Below are 17,905 nucleotides of genomic sequence, written 5' to 3' on the forward strand. Positions count from 1 at the left end.
GAGTAGTTTTACAGGCAAAGCCGAAACGGATGATAACCACCTACTGAAGTAGGTGGTTTAGGGCTGAAAACAAAAAAGGCATCCAGTTAGGATGCCTTTTTCTATTTATTCAACGATTAAAGTGCAATACCGATGTTGCTCACACCTTCTTCACGTAGCTCTTCACGCAAATCTTTAATCAAGCTGATGTCACGTTCTACCGCTTCACGCAGCGGACGGAAGATAGCCCACTGGACGTCCCACTCTTCACATACGGCTTCGTTTTCTTTCTGGTTGTCGTTAGTGATTGGCTCTGCGCCTTGTGCTTGCTCTAGATCAGCAACGGTTTGTACCGACTGTTGACTCACTTTAAGCATTGAATCGAAAAGGTAGTCGCGGTCCAATAGACCATGCAGTAACGTAGACAAACCCTGACACGCGTCCATCGCTGGGTAAACGCCGTAAAAATCGAACTCATCCGCACTTGGGAACAACTCTTCTAACTTCTCCAATTGACGTTCGAAGTTAATTTTCGCGTTCTTAACTGTCAAAATTTCCCATACACTATCAAGAATCGCTCGGTAAGCACGCGGGTCAGCAAATTCTGTATTCTCACAAAACATCGCATAGTTTGGATACATGCGTTCACACAGACACGCCATAAAGGTAATTTGTTGCCAAGGTTCTAGTTTTTCTAAACGAACCTGAAGAGGATTCTTAAGCATAGTCACTCAATCATTGAAGAAAAAAACAGCGAAAGTGTACTTGATTCATCACAGGGAAAAAAGTTAATGCCGCATTCAAATCAGATTTTCCTGCTCTCAGAGCATCGCGACACCTACAAAACGTTACTGGCAGAGAAAAATCTGCCCGATCTTTGCCTCACCGACCAACCAGAAGCCGCTCAGATCGTACTAGCGGATCCACCCTTACTATCACAAAGCTTAGACGAGTTTTCACAGCTTGAATGGGTACAATCCACATTTGCTGGTGTCAACGCCTTAACATCCCCTAGCCTTCGTCAGGACTATACTCTAACTAACGTTCGAGGCATCTTTGGTCCACTGATTGCTGAATATGTTTTGGGTTACAGTATTGCCCATTACCGCCACTTTGCCCGATACCACCAGCAACAACAAAACAAACAATGGCAGCCTCACCTATACACGTCATTACAAAGTAAAACCATGGTAATTCTTGGTACCGGTAGCATTGGGGGCTATCTGGGCAACGCCGCTAAAGCAATGGGGATAAAAACTATCGGTATTAACCGCACAGGTATCCCGACTTCAGGCGGCGAGTTTCATCAGACCTTTCATATCAATGAACTAAGTAAGGCATTTGAGCAAGCCGACATCGTTGTGAATACTCTACCAAGTACACCTGAGACGCGACAGTTACTTAATCGTCAAACGCTCAGCCAACTAAATCAGGCGTTATTATTTAACGTAGGTCGTGGCGACGTACTGGATGAGACAGGGTTGCTCTTCGCTCTGAAAAACCGTTGGGTAGAACACGCCTTCTTAGATGTGTTTGAGCAAGAACCGTTATCGGTAGAGCATCCGTTTTGGAAACTACCGCAAGTCACCATCACTCCACACATTGCTGCGCTGAGTTTTCCCGAGCAAGTCATCGAGATTTTTGCTGACAACTATCTACGCTGGCGCGATGGATTTTCATTAAATTATCAAGTGGATTTCGAAAAGGGTTACTGAGAATGTCGTTAGACGAGCTATTGCAACAAGTGAGGGCCTGCCAGATCTGCGCGGATAATTTACCTTTGGGCGCAAACCCTGTCGTACAAGCCGCAAAAGGGGCACGCATCCTAATCATCGGTCAGGCCCCTGGCACACGTGTACACAAAACCTCGATACCTTGGAATGACCCAAGTGGTGATCGATTACGCCAATGGCTCGATATCGACAAAGACGTTTTCTACGACCCAAATAAAATTGCCATTGTCCCAATGGGATTCTGTTATCCAGGCAAAGGGAACTCTGGTGATTTACCGCCTCGTAAAGAATGTGCGCCCACTTGGCATAAAAAGATTCTTGAGCAGCTGCCCAATATAGAGCTCACTCTACTAATTGGTCAATACTCGCAGCAGTACTATCTCACCAACAAACCAAAGACGCTCACGCAAACCGTTCAGCAATGGCAAGATTGGGAACCGGACTTTATCCCGCTCCCTCACCCATCTCCACGCAATACATTGTGGTTAAAGAAGAATCCTTGGTTTGAATCTGACGTCGTGCCATACCTTAAAAAACGCGTTCACTCGATGCTTTAGGTCACCCATGATCTAATTGCTTGTTTATCTGTACAAGAAAATTAGAACATAAAACCTGAAATCATAAGTATTTGTTTATATTAAACTTTAATATCCAGTGTACAGCTAGAGTAGTAATTAGATCATAGTAGGCCAAATACTACTAGAGCTGTACAGCCTTGAGTCTCAGATAGAAAAACTGAATTTTAGGTAAAAAAATACCGGCACTGAATGCCGGCATTTGATTTCAAAAAGTCGAAGTTACTTGTGGTACGGCTTAGATAGCTCGTGTACCGCTTCCACAAATACACCCGCGTTTTCTGGCGGCACATCCAAATGGATACCGTGACCTAGGTTGAACACATGACCAGTACCTGCATTACCAAAACCTTCTAGAATACCCGCGACTTCTTCACGGATACGCTCTGGTGAAGCGTAAAGCATTGATGGGTCCATGTTACCTTGCAGCGCCACTTTATCACCGATACGTGCTTTCGCGTCTGCAATGTTGATTGTCCAGTCTAGACCAACCGCATCACAGCCCGTTGCTGCGATTTGCTCAAGCCACATGCCGCCATTCTTAGTAAACAGTGTGACTGGCACGCGACGACCGTCGTTTTCACGAATCAGACCATCTACAATCTTGTGCATGTATTGCAGTGAGAACAGATTGTAATCACGAGGCGTTAGTACGCCACCCCATGTGTCAAATACCATTACCGATTGCGCACCCGCTTTAATTTGCGCGTTTAAGTACTCGATAACGCTGTCTGCCAGCTTATCTAGAAGTAGGTGCAGAGTTTGTGGTTCCGCGTACATCATCTTCTTGATCTTGGTAAACGCTTTAGAGCTACCACCTTCGATCATATACGTCGCAAGAGTCCAAGGACTACCAGAAAAACCAATCAGCGGCACTTCACCCTTCAGGTCTTTACGGATCTGGCGTACTGCGTTCATTACGTATTGCAGTTCACCTTCAGGATCTGGCAAACCAATTTTTTCCACGTCGGCTTTGCATGTAATTGGGTTATCAAAAACAGGTCCTTCACCCGCAGCAAAACGCAAACCAAGCCCCATTGCATCTGGAATCGTTAAGATGTCCGAGAATAAGATCGCGGCATCAAGAGGAAAACGGCGTAATGGTTGAAGTGTCACTTCGGATGCTAATTCTGCATTTCGACACAAAGACATGAAATCACCCGCTTCTGCACGAGTCGCTTTGTATTCTGGTAGGTAACGACCTGCCTGGCGCATCATCCATACTGGCGTGTAATCTACCGGCTCTTTTAAAAGCGCACGCAGATAACGATCATTTTTTAATTCAGTCATTCCGTAATTCCAACTGTTAGGCTTTCTGTGAAAGGGGGTATTCTATCACTGATTTAAGTCCAATAGCTGTGTGCTTTGCAACCTGGATCAAGTTATTAACTTTTAAATCAATGCTTAATTTGCACCCAATCGGTATCAGTGTTAAAAATTTGTTCGCTAGCGAAAACTACAATTATAAACTGAGTACTTAGTACTCAGCATCTCATAACGACATCTTACTTACCCCCTCCCTCTCGGAGGGTTTTTTTTATCTATTTATCAGACAATTAGAGTCTATATCTTTCAGCGTTTGTTCGATAAGTGCTCTTGCAATCGTTCCTTTAGGCGCAACAGGCGGCATCTCGTCGATACCAAACCATTGTGCATCAGACAGCTCAGTGTAGTCTGGGCTTAACTCTCCGGATTCATAATCAGCTAAAAACCCCATCATCATACTGGATGGGAAAGCCCAAGGCTGGCTGCCAAAGTAACGAATGTTTTTAACGAGAATTCCCGTTTCTTCATGAATTTCTCGAGCCACGCACTCTTCTAATGTCTCACCGACTTCTAGAAAACCCGCAATAACCGTATACATACCATTTCGATGCCTTGGATGTTGGGCTAATAAGATCTGATTTTCTTTACGTACAGCAACGATAATACACGGAAATATTCTAGGATAATGAAGGGTGCGACATTCACCACACTGCATGGCTAACTGGTTATTATTAAGAAAGTTTCTTCCTCCGCACTGTGGACAAAAGCGCAAACTTTGCGTCATGTGCCCATATTGCACAGCTTTACTTAACAACATAAATAATGGCTCAGGAAAATGCAGGCAGTCACGCAGGGATACTAAAGGTAGATCATGCTCTAAATCGGCCAAGTTAAGCCACATGACGGGCGAACCAGAATACTCACCAATGGGTCTTGCACTCGTTACTGGCAGTGATAACTGCTCTGCAGACCCGAAGGGCACAGCACCATCCACCAGCCAAATTTCACTTCCTGCAACAACACACCAGTATGCATTTATCGCGCGGTTAACATCACCTTTTCTTAACATTACACCATCCCTTTGCTTGAAGTTCGTTCATTTTACTGGCAATCTAATTTCATACTAGAGTTTATCGTTAAGTAAATGTGCACTCTAAATTCTAGTAAGGACAAGAGTTTGTAATAACTTTACTAACTTTGCTTTGCAAAGGATACGTTCGCCGATGGGCGATCAGATCATGAGGGCATGGTCATGCTAAGAAAATTCAAACAAACACAAGACCAGTGGGGTGGCTCAAGTGATGTCATTGATCACTGGTTAGAGACACGACAATCCCTGATTGTTGAATATTGTAAGCTTGCAGCGCTGCAACCTTGTTCGAAAACCAATGTTATTGAACTCCCATCTCCTTCCGAACTGCAGGATTTCTGTCAGCACCTCGTTGATTACATCTCCGAAGGCCACTTTAAAATTTATGACATGGTTATGGACCGTTGGAAAGCAACCGGCTTTGTCGTGACTAATGAGATCAATCAAACCTATGGTCAAATTGTTCTAACGACTGAACCATTATTGAACTTTAACGATAAGTACTCAGAAGTGACTGAAGATGATGAATTAAATGATTTCGATTCTGATATGTGTCTCATTGGGGAAATTCTTGAGACTCGCTTTGAAGTCGAGGACTATCTGATACAGCAAATCGCAGAAAGCCTGTCTATGCCACCTGGAGCTTAGTATTTGCAAACATTCAGAAATAGAGTGAGAGAAAAGACTGACGATCATCGTCGGTCTTTTTTGTTTCTAGCTTTATCGAAAATCCCACCGGAAGAACAAAGTAGTATAAAAACTAAAAAGGCACCCGAAGGTGCCTTTTTCTTAAGCTTTTAACGATTACTCGTTATAAGACTTACTCTTCAGAAGAGAAACCAGCGTTTAGAAGTGCCGCTAGGTTATCCGTTGCTTGCTCAGCAGAAGGACCATCTTGCGCTTCAGAACGTTTAGCTTGACGCTCTTGGTGGTATGCGAAACCAGTACCAGCTGGGATCAGACGACCAACAATTACGTTCTCTTTCAGACCACGTAGGTCATCACGCTTACCAGAAACCGCAGCTTCTGTTAGTACGCGAGTGGTCTCCTGGAACGATGCCGCAGAGATGAACGACTCAGTCGCTAGAGATGCTTTAGTAATACCTAGTAGTTCACGTTCGAAACGTGCAGGCTCTTTGCCTTCAGCTTCTAGGTTACGGTTAGCAATCTTAACTTGTGAGTATTCAATCTGCTCACCAGGTAGGAACTCAGAGTCACCAGAGTGAGTAATAGTACACTTACGTAGCATCTGACGAACGATAGTTTCAATGTGCTTATCGTTAATCTTAACGCCTTGTAGACGGTAAACTTCCTGTACTTCGTTAGCAATGTACTGCGTTACCGCGTGTACGCCACGTAGACGTAGGATGTCATGTGGAGACTCTGGACCATCTGCGATCACATCACCACGTTCAACTTTTTCACCTTCGAATACGTTCAACTGACGATGCTTAGGAATCATCTCTTCGTAAGCTTCACCGCTTTCACGTGTGATCACTAGGCGACGTTTACCTTTCGTCTCTTTACCAAAGCTCACAGTACCTGTGTGCTCAGCAAGGATTGCAGGCTCTTTCGGCTTACGTGCTTCAAATAGGTCAGCAACTCGTGGAAGACCACCAGTGATATCTTTGTTACCGCCAGACTTCTGAGGAATACGTGCTAGTGTTGCACCAACACCTACTGCTGCGCCATCTTCGATGTTCACAATCGCTTTACCAGGTAGGAAGTAGTGAGCTGGCATATCAGTACCAGGGATCATTACATCGTTACCTTGCTCGTCAACAAGTTTGATAGCTGGACGCATATCTTTACCTGCTGAAGGGCGAGCTGCTGGGTCAGTTACTTCGCTTGAAGATAGACCAGTTAGGTCATCCGTTTGACGAGATACTGTTACGCCGTCGATCATATCTACGAACTGGATGCGACCTGCTACCTCAGTAATGATAGGTAGTGTGTGCGCTTCCCAGTTTGCAACTGTTTCGCCAGCTTGAACTGTATCACCATCGCCTTTGCTTAGTAGCGTACCGTAAGGCAGTTTGTGCTTCTCTTTAGTACGACCAAACTCATCAACGATAGTTAACTCTGTCGCACGAGAAGTGATAACGATCTTACCGTCATCAGCCAATACAGATTTAGCGTTGTGTAGCTTGATAGAACCGTTGTTCTTAACTTGAACACTGTTCTCTGCCGCTGCTGTCGATGCCGCACCACCGATGTGGAACGTACGCATCGTTAGCTGTGTACCTGGCTCACCGATAGACTGAGCAGCAATAACACCCACTGCTTCACCTTGGTTCACTAGGTGACCACGTGCTAGGTCACGACCGTAACACTGTGCACAACAACCGAAGTCAGAATCACACGTTACTACAGAGCGCACTTTCATGCTGTCTACTGAGTTCTCTTCCATGATTTGACACCACTTCTCATCGATCAGGGTGTTACGTGGAATAAGAACGTCTTCAGTACCAGGTTTTAGTACGTCTTCAGCAACAACACGACCAAGAGCAAGCTCAGAAAGTGCAACTTTAACATCACCACCCTCGATGTGAGGCATCATGTCGACACCTTCGTGAGTGCCACAGTCATGTTCAGTTACAACAACGTCTTGAGCAACGTCTACTAGACGACGAGTTAGGTAACCCGAGTTCGCTGTTTTCAGTGCCGTATCCGCAAGACCCTTACGAGCACCGTGCGTTGAGATAAAGTACTGAAGTACGTTCAGACCTTCTTTAAAGTTCGCTGTGATCGGTGTTTCGATGATTGAACCATCTGGACGCGCCATCAGACCACGCATACCCGCAAGCTGACGAATCTGTGCTGCAGAACCACGAGCGCCCGAGTCCGCCATCATATAGATGCTGTTGAATGACTCTTGCTGTTCCTCTTCACCGTCACGGTTAACTACCGTTTCAGATGAAAGGTTTTCCATCATTGCTTTCGCAACACGGTCGTTGGTCGATGCCCAGATATCGATAACTTTGTTGTAGCGTTCGCCCGCAGTAACAAGACCTGATTGGTACTGTTCCTGGATTTCACGTACTTCTTCTTCCGCTTCTGCGATTTCAGTGTACTTAGCTGCTGGTACAACCATATCGTCGATACCAACAGATACACCAGAAAGTGCCGCGTATGCGAAACCTGTGTACATGATTTGGTCAGCGAAGATTACTGTGTCTTTCAGACCTAGTTTACGGTACGCCTCGTTAAGTAGGTTAGAGATTTGCTTCTTACCTAGCTTTTGGTTAACGATGCTGTACGGTAGACCAGCTGGCACGATTTGCCATAGCATTGCACGACCAACAGTGGTGTCTACCATCTTGGTTTCTGTAGTGCTGTTGCCGTCTTCGTCTACAACAGTTTCTGTAATACGTACTTTAACGCGTGCGTGAAGCTCAGCTTGTTTAGTGCGGTATGCTTTCTCAGCCTCTTCTGGGCCAGAAAGGTACATGCCTTCACCTTTCACGTTGATCTTTTCACGAGTCATGTAGTACAGACCCAATACAACGTCCTGAGAAGGTACGATGATCGGATCACCTGACGCTGGCGACAGAATGTTGTTTGTCGACATCATCAGAGTACGAGCTTCAAGCTGTGCCTCTAGAGTTAGAGGTACGTGAACCGCCATTTGGTCACCATCGAAGTCCGCGTTGTACGCCGCACAAACAAGTGGGTGTAGCTGAATCGCTTTACCTTCGATCAGTACTGGTTCGAACGCCTGAATACCTAGACGGTGAAGTGTCGGTGCACGGTTCAATAGTACTGGGTGTTCACGGATTACTTCGTCTAGGATATCCCAAACGACCGCTTCTTCACGCTCTACCATCTTCTTAGCAGCTTTGATTGTAGTCGCAAGACCACGAGTCTCTAGCTTGCTGTAGATGAATGGTTTGAATAGCTCAAGTGCCATCTTCTTAGGAAGACCACACTGGTGTAGACGCAGGTATGGACCTACTGTGATTACAGAACGGCCAGAGTAGTCTACACGTTTACCTAGAAGGTTCTGACGGAAACGACCTTGTTTACCCTTGATCATATCAGCAAGAGATTTTAGAGGACGCTTGTTAGAACCTGTGATCGCACGACCACGACGACCGTTATCTAGTAGCGCATCAACAGACTCTTGCAGCATACGTTTTTCGTTACGTACGATGATGTCCGGAGCAGCTAGCTCTAGAAGACGCTTCAAACGGTTGTTACGGTTGATCACACGACGGTATAGATCGTTAAGATCAGAAGTCGCAAAGCGGCCGCCATCTAGAGGTACTAGAGGACGTAGATCTGGCGGAAGTACTGGAAGTACAGTTAGGATCATCCACTCAGGGTTGTTACCCGATGCGATGAACGCTTCTACCAGCTTAAGACGCTTAGTTACTTTCTTACGCTTAGTTTCAGAGTTTGTTGTCTCTAACTCTTCACGCATTTGCTCTGCTTCAGCGTGCATATCCATAGAACCTAGTAGGTCCTTGATAGCTTCCGCACCCATCTTAGCAGTGAACTCGTCGCCCCACTCTTCTAGACGATCTAGATACTCTTCTTCAGTAAGCATCTGACCTTTTTCTAGATCAGTCATACCAGGCTCTGTTACTACGTACATTTCGAAGTACAGAACGCGTTCGATATCACGTAGAGGGATATCCATTAGTAGACCGATACGAGACGGTAGCGATTTTAGGAACCAGATGTGAGCTACTGGTGAAGCCAGTTCAATGTGGCCCATACGGTCACGACGAACTTTAGTTTGTGTAACTTCTACACCACACTTCTCACAGATAACACCACGGTGCTTCAGGCGCTTGTACTTACCACAAAGACATTCGTAGTCTTTAACTGGACCAAAGATACGCGCACAGAACAGACCATCGCGTTCAGGTTTGAACGTACGATAGTTGATCGTTTCAGGTTTTTTAACTTCACCGAAAGACCATGAACGGATCATGTCTGGTGAAGATAGACCGATTTTGATTGCATCAAATTCTTCGGTCTTATGCTGTGCTTTTAGAAAGTTTAATAAGTCTTTCACAATCAGCTCCTGTAAGGAGTTAAAAGGAGCTCACTTGCTAAAGTGAGCACCTTCTTCCAAATAATCGCTTTGATTCTCTCGACTTTCATCAAGAGAGAAAAGGATTACTCTTCGTCTTCTAGCTCGATGTTGATACCTAGCGAGCGGATCTCTTTCAACAGTACGTTGAACGATTCTGGCATGCCAGGTTCCATGCTGTGGTTACCGTCTACGATGTTCTTGTACATCTTAGTACGGCCGTTAACGTCATCCGACTTAACCGTTAGCATTTCTTGTAGCGTGTAAGCAGCACCGTATGCTTCTAGTGCCCATACTTCCATCTCACCGAAACGCTGACCACCGAACTGAGCTTTACCACCTAGTGGTTGCTGAGTTACTAGGCTGTACGAACCAGTTGAACGAGCGTGCATCTTGTCATCAACAAGGTGGTTCAGTTTCAGCATGTACATGTAACCAACAGTTACAGGACGCTCAAACGCATCACCTGTGCGACCATCAAACAGTGTTAACTGACCTGATGTTGGTAGATCTGCTAGCTCAAGAAGTGCTTTGATTGACTCTTCTGGAGCGCCATCAAATACAGGAGTCGCGATTGGTAGACCGCCACGCAAGTTCTTGATCAGAGTACGTACTTCATCATCAGATAGAGAAGCAATGTCTACTTTCTGGCGAGTGTCGCCTAGATCGTAAACTTTTTGTAGGAACTCGCGGAATTTCGCTAGTTCTTGCTGCTCTTTAACCATCTGGTTGATCTTGTCACCGATACCTTTCGCTGCCAGACCTAAGTGTACTTCTAGGATCTGACCGATGTTCATACGCGAAGGTACACCCAGCGGGTTAAGTACGATGTCTACAGGCTGACCTTTCTCATCGTATGGCATGTCTTCAACAGGGTTGATCTTAGAGATTACACCCTTGTTACCATGACGACCCGCCATCTTATCACCAGGCTGAATGCGACGTTTAACCGCTAGGTAAACCTTAACGATCTTCAGTACACCAGGTGCTAAGTCATCACCTTGAGTGATCTTACGACGCTTAGTTTCGAACTTCTTATCGAAGTCGGCTTTTAGCTCATCCCACTGCTCAGCAAGTTGCTCAAGCTGAGTTTGTAGTGCGTCATCTTCTAGCGTTAGTTCTAGCCACTTCTTACGATCAGTTGTGTCTAGTTTCGCTTCAGAGTAACCGCCTTCAATCAATACAGCTTTAACACGGTTTAGAAGGCCGCCCTCAAGAATCTGGAATTCTTCAGTTAGGTCTTTCTTCGCTTCTTTAAGCTGCATCTGTTCGATTTCAAGCGCACGCTTGTCTTTCTCTACGCCATCGCGAGTAAAGACTTGAACGTCGATGATCGTACCTGATACAGAGTTAGGTACACGTAGTGAAGTATCTTTAACGTCAGATGCTTTTTCACCGAAGATTGCACGTAGTAGCTTCTCTTCAGGCGTTAGCTGAGTTTCACCTTTAGGTGTAACTTTACCAACTAGGATGTCGCCACCCTTAACTTCAGCACCGATGTAAACGATACCTGACTCGTCTAGTTTAGACAGAGCAGACTCACCTACGTTTGGAATATCCGCTGTGATCTCTTCAGAACCAAGCTTAGTATCACGCGCCACACAAGTCAGTTCTTGGATGTGGATAGTCGTGAAACGGTCTTCTTGAACTACGCGCTCAGATACTAAGATCGAGTCTTCGAAGTTGTAACCGTTCCAAGGCATGAACGCGATACGCATGTTTTGACCAAGCGCTAGTTCACCAAGGTCTGTTGAAGGACCATCAGCAAGAACGTCACCGCGTGATACAGGCTCACCTGGCATCACACATGGGCGCTGGTTAATACATGTGTTCTGGTTAGAACGTGTGTATTTAGTCAGGTTGTAGATGTCGATACCAGCTTCACCTGGTACTAGCTCTTCTTCGTTAACTTTAACAACGATACGAGAAGCATCTACTGACTGGATTACACCACCACGTTTAGCAACTGCAGTTACACCTGAGTCAACTGCTACGTTACGTTCAATACCAGTACCAACAAGCGGTTTGTCAGCTTTCAGTGTTGGAACTGCCTGACGTTGCATGTTCGCACCCATCAATGCACGGTTCGCATCATCGTGTTCTAGGAACGGGATAAGCGATGCAGCGATAGATACAACCTGGTTTGTCGCAACGTCCATGTACTGAGCGTGCTCACGAGGGTGTAGACCAGATTCACCTTTCTGACGAGCTGTGATCAGCTCATCTGCAAAAGTACCATCTTCGTTTAGCTTAGCGTTCGCCTGTGCGATAACGAATTGGCCTTCTTCGATTGCAGATAGGTAATCTACTTCGTCTGTTACTACGCCATCTACAACGCGACGGTATGGTGTCTCTAGGAAACCGTACTCGTTACAACGCGCAAACGCAGATAGAGAGTTGATCAGACCGATGTTTGGACCTTCAGGCGTTTCGATAGGACATAGACGACCGTAGTGAGTTACGTGTACGTCACGTACTTCGAAGCCAGCACGTTCACGAGTTAGACCGCCAGGACCCAATGCAGAAATACGACGCTTGTGCGTTACTTCTGATAGCGGGTTGTTTTGGTCCATGAACTGTGAAAGCTGTGAAGAGCCAAAGAATTCTTTAACTGCCGCAGAAATTGGCTTCGCGTTGATCAAGTCTTGAGGCATGATTGCGTCAAGATCGCCTAGGCTTAGACGCTCTTTAACTGCACGCTCAACACGTACTAGACCTACACGGAACTGGTTCTCAGCCATTTCGCCTACAGAACGGATACGACGGTTGCCTAGGTGGTCGATATCGTCCACTTCGCCCTTACCGTTACGGATCGCTATCAGCTTCTTCATCACTTCGATGATATCAGTTTCATCAAGTGTGCCTTGCTCTTGAGCATCTTCACGGCCGATAGAGCTGTTAAACTTCATACGACCAACAGTCGATAGATCGTAACGCTCTTCAGAGAAGAATAGGCTTTCGAATAGAGCTTCTGCAGCTTCTTTTGTTGGCGGCTCACCAGGGCGCATCATGCGGTAGATTTCTACCAATGCAGAAATACGATCAACCGTGCTGTCGATACGTAGTGTTTCTGACATGAATGGACCGTGGTCTAGATCGTTCGTGAATAGAACTTCTAGCGCTTTGTGGCCAGCCTGAGATAGGTTCGCTAGTGCTTCCAGGCTGATTTCCTGGTTAGCGTTAACAATGATCTCGCCTGTTGCTTCATTGATGTAATCTTTTGATGCAACTTTACCTACGATGTACTCAACTGGTACTTCGATGTGATCAACACCATCTTTTTCTAGTTGGCGGATATGACGAGCTGTTACGCGACGACCTTGCTCAACGTAAACTTTACCATTTGCTTCGATGTCGAATGACGCAGTTTCACCACGTAGACGATCAGGAACCAACTCCATCAATAGAGTTTGGTCTTTCACTTCGAAGTTCACTTTCTCGAAGAAGATATCTAGGATTTCTTCTGTCGACTTACCTAGTGCACGAAGGATGATCGATGCTGGTAGCTTACGACGGCGGTCGATACGAACGTACAAGTTATCCTTAGGATCAAACTCGAAATCAAGCCATGAACCACGGTAAGGAATAACACGTGCGTTGTATAGAACTTTACCTGAAGAGTGGGTCTTACCCTTATCGCTGTCGAAGAACACGCCTGGGCTTCGGTGCAGCTGGGATACGATAACCCTCTCGGTACCGTTGATTACGAAGGTACCATTGTCTGTCATGAGTGGAATTTCACCCATGTAGACTTCTTGTTCTTTAATGTCTTTTACAGTACCTGCTGGCGCGTCTTTATCAAAGATAACTAGGCGTAGTTTTACACGTAGTGGCTTTGAGTAAGTTACACCGCGGATTTGACATTCTTTAACGTCAAAAACTGGCTCACCAAGACGGTAGCTAACGTATTGCAGCTCAGAATTGCCGTTGTAGCTCTGAATCGGGAATACAGAACGGAAAGCGGCTTCAAGACCGTATTGACCTTCAGGATCCTGCTCGATAAATTTGTCGAACGAATCGAGCTGGATCGATAGCAGGTATGGAATGTCCAAAACTTGTGGACGAGTACCAAAGTCCTTACGGATGCGCTTTTTCTCGGTATAAGAGTAAACCATGGGGTTCCTCAGCTCGCTGATAAGTGACCCAAACTGTCCGCCCGCTCCTAGTTACTTAAGGGGGGTAAGGGACAGTGACTAATATAGCTGTTTACTGTAGTGACATTTCATTTCGTAAGAATGAAATGTTTTTTGCATGGATATCAGGCGCTTAAACAGCGGGAAAATTCGCCTATACCCTACAGCGCAAAAAGGCCGGTGGTTAAAAAACCACCAGCCAATTAGCCGTTAGGCTAAGAAACTATGCAATAATTACTTAACAGCAACAGTTGCACCAGCTTCTTCTAGCTGAGCTTTAAGAGCTTCAGCTTCTGCTTTCTCAACACCTTCTTTAAGAGGTGCTGGAGCGCCGTCTACTAGAGCTTTAGCTTCTTTAAGACCTAGGCCAGTTGCGCCACGTACTGCTTTGATTACAGCAACTTTGTTACCGCCAGCAGCTTCTAGGATTACGTCGAATTCAGTTTGCTCAGCAGCAGCTTCGCCTGCAGCAGCGCCGCCAGCTACAACAGCAGCAGCAGCAGAAACACCGAATTTCTCTTCCATTGCTTCGATTAGTTCAACAACTTGCATTACAGACATTTCTGCAACTGCGTCTAGGATTTGCTCGTTAGTAATAGACATAACAATTCTCTTTTAAGTCAACAATAAGTTTATTAAGCAACCAGTAAAAAGCAAGGCTTATGCCGCTGCTTCTTGTTTTTGATCGCGGATAGCTGCGATAGTACGCGCCAGCTTGCCAGCCGAAGCTTCTTTCATGCACATCATTAGGCGTGCAATTGCTTCGTCGTAAGTTGGTAGTGTTGCTAGTACTTCAGCGTCAGTTAAAGCGCCTTCAAATGCAGCAGCTTTGATCTCGAAATCTTTGTTCTCTTTAGCGAAGTCTTTGAAAAGACGCGCTGCAGCACCTGGGTGCTCATTAGAGAATGCGATTAGAGTAGGACCAGTGAAAGTATCAGTTAGACACTCGTACTCAGTACCTTCAACCGCACGACGAGCAAGAGTGTTACGAACAACTCTCATGTAAACGCCAGCTTCACGAGCTTGTTTACGTAGAGAAGTCATCGCGCCAACTTGAACGCCACGAGAATCAGCTACAACTGCAGAAAGTGCACCACTGGCAGCTTCGTTGACTTCAGCAACAATTGCTTTTTTGTCTTGAAGGTTTAAAGCCATCTTGGATTTACTCCTGGTTGTCGTTACACCACTCACTATCATCACGACAGTGAGAGCTATTGAGGTGCTTCCCCAGAAGAAAGTTAACTATATTACATAGAGCTTTCTGTCAGTTCGGGCACCATCTACGTAGGATAATTAAGTTTGCTTTTACACAAACACCTACGGTCTTGGACGGAGACTGGGTCTTAATTCATTTCGAACTAGGAGACAGTTCAAAGAACCAAAGTTCAGCCCCAACCACAAATATTAGGCGCAAAATTATACACTAATTTTGCGCCTAAGCAAATAAATTATGCTTGAGTGTTCAGGCTAGCCTGATCAACAGCAACACCAGCACCCATAGTAGTAGAGATGCTTACTTTCTTCAGGAAAGTACCTTTCGCTGAAGATGGCTTAGCTTTCTTCAGAGCAACTAGAAGTGCTTCTAGGTTCTCTTTGATCTGCTCAGCAGAGAAGTTTGCTTTACCGATAGTAGTGTGGATGATGCCGTTTTTGTCGTTACGGTAACGAACCTGACCAGCTTTAGCGTTTTTAACTGCTTCAGCAACGTTAGGAGTTACAGTACCAACTTTAGGGTTTGGCATAAGACCGCGAGGACCTAGGATAGTACCTAGTTGACCTACAACGCGCATTGCATCTGGAGAAGCAACAACTACGTCAAAGTTCATTTCGCCTTTCTTAACTTGCTCAGCAAGATCTTCCATACCTACGATGTCTGCGCCAGCTTCTTTAGCTGCTTCAGCGTTAGCACCTTGAGTGAACACTGCAACGCGGATTTCGCGGCCAGTACCGTGAGGTAGTACAGTTGCACCACGTACGTTCTGGTCAGATTTACGAGCATCAATGCCTAGGTTAACAGCAACGTCTACAGACTCAACGAATTTAGCAGTCGCTAGTTCTTGAAGAAGAGCAACAGCTTCGTTGATTTCGTATTCTTTAGTTACGTCAACTTTTTCGCGGATTACGCGCATGCGCTTAGTTAGTTTTGCCATCTTATTAACCCTCTACCACTAGGCCCATTGAACGAGCAGTACCAGCGATAGAACGCTTCATCGCTTCGATGTCAGCACCAGTCATATCAGCAGCTTTAGTTTCTGCGATTTCTTGGATTTGAGCGTCAGTTACAGTACCAACTTTTTCAGTGTTTGGACGACCTGAACCAGACTTAACGCCAGCAGCTTTCTTAAGAAGAACAGCAGCAGGTGGAGTCTTAGTTACGAACGTGAAAGAACGGTCGCTGTATACTGTGATAACTACTGGAGTTGGTAGACCTTTCTCAATAGATTCTGTTTTTGCGTTGAACGCTTTACAGAATTCCATGATGTTCACACCGTGTTGACCTAGTGCAGGACCTACTGGTGGACTAGGGTTAGCCATACCAGCAGCAACTTGTAGCTTGATGTAAGCTTCAACTTTCTTAGCCATGATAATTCCTAAGTTTGGGTACAAACGCTAATCGCGGATCAGCTCCCCGTTTGTGTAAGAAACTTTTTACTTCACTTGAAGTAAAAAGGCGCGAAATTATAGTCATAATCCGCGCCTTATACAACCCTAAAAAGGTGATTTTTTATACTCTTTAACGAAGAGTCTTAGTCCAGCTTTTCAACCTGACCAAATTCAAGCTCAACTGGTGTCGCACGACCAAAGATCGATACAGACACTTTCAGGCGGCTCTTCTCGTAATCCACTTCTTCAACAGTACCGTTGAAGTCAGCAAATGGACCTTCGTTAACACGTACCACTTCACCCGCTTCGTACATTGTACGCGGACGAGGCGCTTCACTCGCTTTCTCAAGACGATTAAGAATCGCGTCAGCCTCTTTATCCGTGATAGGTGCCGGACGGTCTGAGGTACCACCAATGAAGCCCATGACACGCGGCACACTGCGTACTAGGTGCCATGATTCATCGTTCATAATCATCTGAACAAGGACGTAACCTGGGAAGAACTTACGCTCAGATTTGCGACGCTGACCCGCGCGCATTTCCACTACTTCTTCAGTAGGAACCAGTACTTCACCGAATAGCTCTTCCATGCCGTGCATTTTGATATGCTCGCGCAGAGATTGAGCTACACGACCTTCAAATCCAGAGAAGGCTTGAACCACATACCAGCGTTTTTTTGGAGCTTCACTCATGAATAAAAACCCTCTATACCCCAGTTGCTAGAGCTACTAGACGAACCATAATTCCGTCAATACCCCATAGCACTAGAGCCATTACAATACTTACAGCTAAAACGATCAGTGTTGTTTGCATGGTTTCTTGGCGAGTAGGCCAAACAACTTTACGTACTTCCATACGAGATTCTTTTGCAAAACTGATCGCTGCTTTACCTTTAGTCGTTGTTGCTGCAACGCCTAAGGCAGCTGCAATAAGAACAACAACGCCTGCAGCACGAACCACTACAGACATTTCACCATACAGGTAATTACCCACAACAGCGGCAGCTGCCAATACGAAAGCGGCTACCCACTTAAACGTATCTGCTGCGTTTGAGCTATCAGGAGTTTCAGCATTATTTGCTTTCATAAAACCAACCTGTTACAAGTCTTAATATAGACGACAACAACCCCGCTGTTGCAGGGCAAACTCCATATCGCTGAAAAAATCAGCGTACTCTTCTTAAGATTAAGCCTCTTTGCTTAATCTTGCTCTGCGCCCAACCCACTTCTGAACAAGAAAACAGCAAAAATAATGTTGAGTGCAGAAAAAGGGCATCAAATGATGCCCTTTTTGCTACTGGTTCGTCAAATCTAATTCAAGATTTTCAGAAAGCATCGCTAATTCGCTATGAATTAGTCGAAGATCTTAGCAACAACACCAGCACCTACTGTACGGCCACCTTCACGAATCGCGAAACGTAGACCTTCGTCCATTGCGATTGGTGCGATTAGCTCTACAGTCATCTGTACGTTGTCGCCTGGCAT

Annotated in this window: 14 protein-coding genes and 1 pseudogene; 3 read left to right on the forward strand and 12 right to left on the reverse strand. The window is 45.5% G+C overall.

Annotation, left to right across the window (positions count from 1 at the left end; translation table 11 throughout):
- Positions 1-116: 116 nt before the first annotated feature.
- Entirely contained in the window at positions 117-704 is a 588-nt protein-coding gene (locus tag R7R78_RS22670; protein ID WP_005382520.1) for a YjaG family protein, read from the reverse strand.
- A gap of 66 nt (positions 705-770) precedes the next feature.
- Between R7R78_RS22670 and R7R78_RS22675 the strand changes: the two genes are divergently transcribed.
- Positions 771-1,694 carry a D-2-hydroxyacid dehydrogenase gene (locus R7R78_RS22675; protein WP_047102536.1) on the forward strand — a complete coding sequence of 308 codons (924 nt, stop codon included), beginning with the start codon at positions 771-773 and terminating at the stop codon, positions 1,692-1,694.
- A gap of 2 nt (positions 1,695-1,696) precedes the next feature.
- Positions 1,697-2,269: a uracil-DNA glycosylase family protein gene (locus R7R78_RS22680; RefSeq protein WP_005382518.1), complete on the forward strand. Its 573-nt coding sequence runs from the start codon at positions 1,697-1,699 to the stop codon at positions 2,267-2,269.
- A gap of 240 nt (positions 2,270-2,509) precedes the next feature.
- Here the strand turns inward: R7R78_RS22680 and hemE are convergent, their stop codons facing one another.
- Together hemE and nudC are read right to left on the reverse strand one after the other, a co-directional pair.
- Entirely contained in the window at positions 2,510-3,577 is a 1,068-nt protein-coding gene (gene hemE, locus R7R78_RS22685; protein WP_047102537.1) for a uroporphyrinogen decarboxylase, read from the reverse strand.
- Between the two features lie 247 nt (positions 3,578-3,824).
- Positions 3,825-4,622, reverse strand: coding sequence for an NAD(+) diphosphatase (gene nudC / locus R7R78_RS22690; protein ID WP_005382516.1), 798 nt, complete (start codon positions 4,620-4,622; stop codon positions 3,825-3,827).
- A 177-nt stretch (positions 4,623-4,799) separates the two neighbouring features.
- On the opposite strand from nudC, the gene R7R78_RS22695 reads away from it, so the two are divergent.
- Complete coding sequence (locus tag R7R78_RS22695) at positions 4,800-5,291, forward strand: Rsd/AlgQ family anti-sigma factor (RefSeq protein ID WP_005382515.1); 492 nt, start codon at positions 4,800-4,802, stop codon at positions 5,289-5,291.
- Positions 5,292-5,463: 172 nt separating this feature from the next.
- Here the strand turns inward: R7R78_RS22695 and rpoC are convergent, their stop codons facing one another.
- The 9 genes and pseudogenes from rpoC to tuf form a co-directional block, all read right to left on the reverse strand.
- Positions 5,464-9,666: a DNA-directed RNA polymerase subunit beta' gene (gene rpoC / locus R7R78_RS22700; RefSeq protein WP_005382514.1), complete on the reverse strand. Its 4,203-nt coding sequence runs from the start codon at positions 9,664-9,666 to the stop codon at positions 5,464-5,466.
- A 104-nt stretch (positions 9,667-9,770) separates the two neighbouring features.
- Positions 9,771-13,799, reverse strand: coding sequence for a DNA-directed RNA polymerase subunit beta (gene rpoB, locus R7R78_RS22705; RefSeq protein WP_005384685.1), 4,029 nt, complete (start codon positions 13,797-13,799; stop codon positions 9,771-9,773).
- Positions 13,800-14,051: 252 nt separating this feature from the next.
- Positions 14,052-14,420, reverse strand: a complete 369-nt coding sequence (gene rplL, locus R7R78_RS22710; RefSeq protein ID WP_005382540.1) for a 50S ribosomal protein L7/L12 — start codon at positions 14,418-14,420, stop codon at positions 14,052-14,054.
- A 57-nt stretch (positions 14,421-14,477) separates the two neighbouring features.
- Positions 14,478-14,972, reverse strand: coding sequence for a 50S ribosomal protein L10 (gene rplJ, locus R7R78_RS22715; RefSeq protein ID WP_005382538.1), 495 nt, complete (start codon positions 14,970-14,972; stop codon positions 14,478-14,480).
- Positions 14,973-15,265: 293 nt separating this feature from the next.
- Complete coding sequence (rplA, locus tag R7R78_RS22720) at positions 15,266-15,967, reverse strand: 50S ribosomal protein L1 (protein WP_005384683.1); 702 nt, start codon at positions 15,965-15,967, stop codon at positions 15,266-15,268.
- 4 nt (positions 15,968-15,971) lie between these two features.
- A complete protein-coding gene (rplK, locus tag R7R78_RS22725) occupies positions 15,972-16,400 on the reverse strand; it encodes a 50S ribosomal protein L11 (protein WP_005384682.1) in 429 nt (142 codons plus the stop codon).
- Positions 16,401-16,564: 164 nt separating this feature from the next.
- A complete protein-coding gene (gene nusG, locus R7R78_RS22730; RefSeq protein ID WP_005384681.1) occupies positions 16,565-17,113 on the reverse strand; it encodes a transcription termination/antitermination protein NusG in 549 nt (182 codons plus the stop codon).
- A 13-nt stretch (positions 17,114-17,126) separates the two neighbouring features.
- A complete protein-coding gene (gene secE / locus R7R78_RS22735; RefSeq protein ID WP_005384680.1) occupies positions 17,127-17,507 on the reverse strand; it encodes a preprotein translocase subunit SecE in 381 nt (126 codons plus the stop codon).
- A 266-nt stretch (positions 17,508-17,773) separates the two neighbouring features.
- A pseudogene (gene tuf / locus R7R78_RS22740) lies at positions 17,774-17,905 on the reverse strand (elongation factor Tu); the annotation flags it as partial.

The sequence above is a fragment of the Vibrio sp. 2134-1 genome (assembly GCF_033339495.1).

Coding starts and splice junctions, on each gene's coding strand:
- rplJ (WP_005382538.1), bottom strand. CDS start 14,972: ATGGCTTTAAACCTTCAAGACAAAAAAGCAATTGTTGCTGAAGTCAAC.
- R7R78_RS22695 (WP_005382515.1), top strand. CDS start 4,800: ATGGTCATGCTAAGAAAATTCAAACAAACACAAGACCAGTGGGGTGGC.
- rplA (WP_005384683.1), bottom strand. CDS start 15,967: ATGGCAAAACTAACTAAGCGCATGCGCGTAATCCGCGAAAAAGTTGAC.
- nusG (WP_005384681.1), bottom strand. CDS start 17,113: ATGAGTGAAGCTCCAAAAAAACGCTGGTATGTGGTTCAAGCCTTCTCT.
- hemE (WP_047102537.1), bottom strand. CDS start 3,577: ATGACTGAATTAAAAAATGATCGTTATCTGCGTGCGCTTTTAAAAGAG.
- rplK (WP_005384682.1), bottom strand. CDS start 16,400: ATGGCTAAGAAAGTTGAAGCTTACATCAAGCTACAAGTTGCTGCTGGT.
- rplL (WP_005382540.1), bottom strand. CDS start 14,420: ATGTCTATTACTAACGAGCAAATCCTAGACGCAGTTGCAGAAATGTCT.
- R7R78_RS22680 (WP_005382518.1), top strand. CDS start 1,697: ATGTCGTTAGACGAGCTATTGCAACAAGTGAGGGCCTGCCAGATCTGC.
- R7R78_RS22670 (WP_005382520.1), bottom strand. CDS start 704: ATGCTTAAGAATCCTCTTCAGGTTCGTTTAGAAAAACTAGAACCTTGG.
- nudC (WP_005382516.1), bottom strand. CDS start 4,622: ATGTTAAGAAAAGGTGATGTTAACCGCGCGATAAATGCATACTGGTGT.
- R7R78_RS22675 (WP_047102536.1), top strand. CDS start 771: ATGCCGCATTCAAATCAGATTTTCCTGCTCTCAGAGCATCGCGACACC.
- rpoB (WP_005384685.1), bottom strand. CDS start 13,799: ATGGTTTACTCTTATACCGAGAAAAAGCGCATCCGTAAGGACTTTGGT.
- secE (WP_005384680.1), bottom strand. CDS start 17,507: ATGAAAGCAAATAATGCTGAAACTCCTGATAGCTCAAACGCAGCAGAT.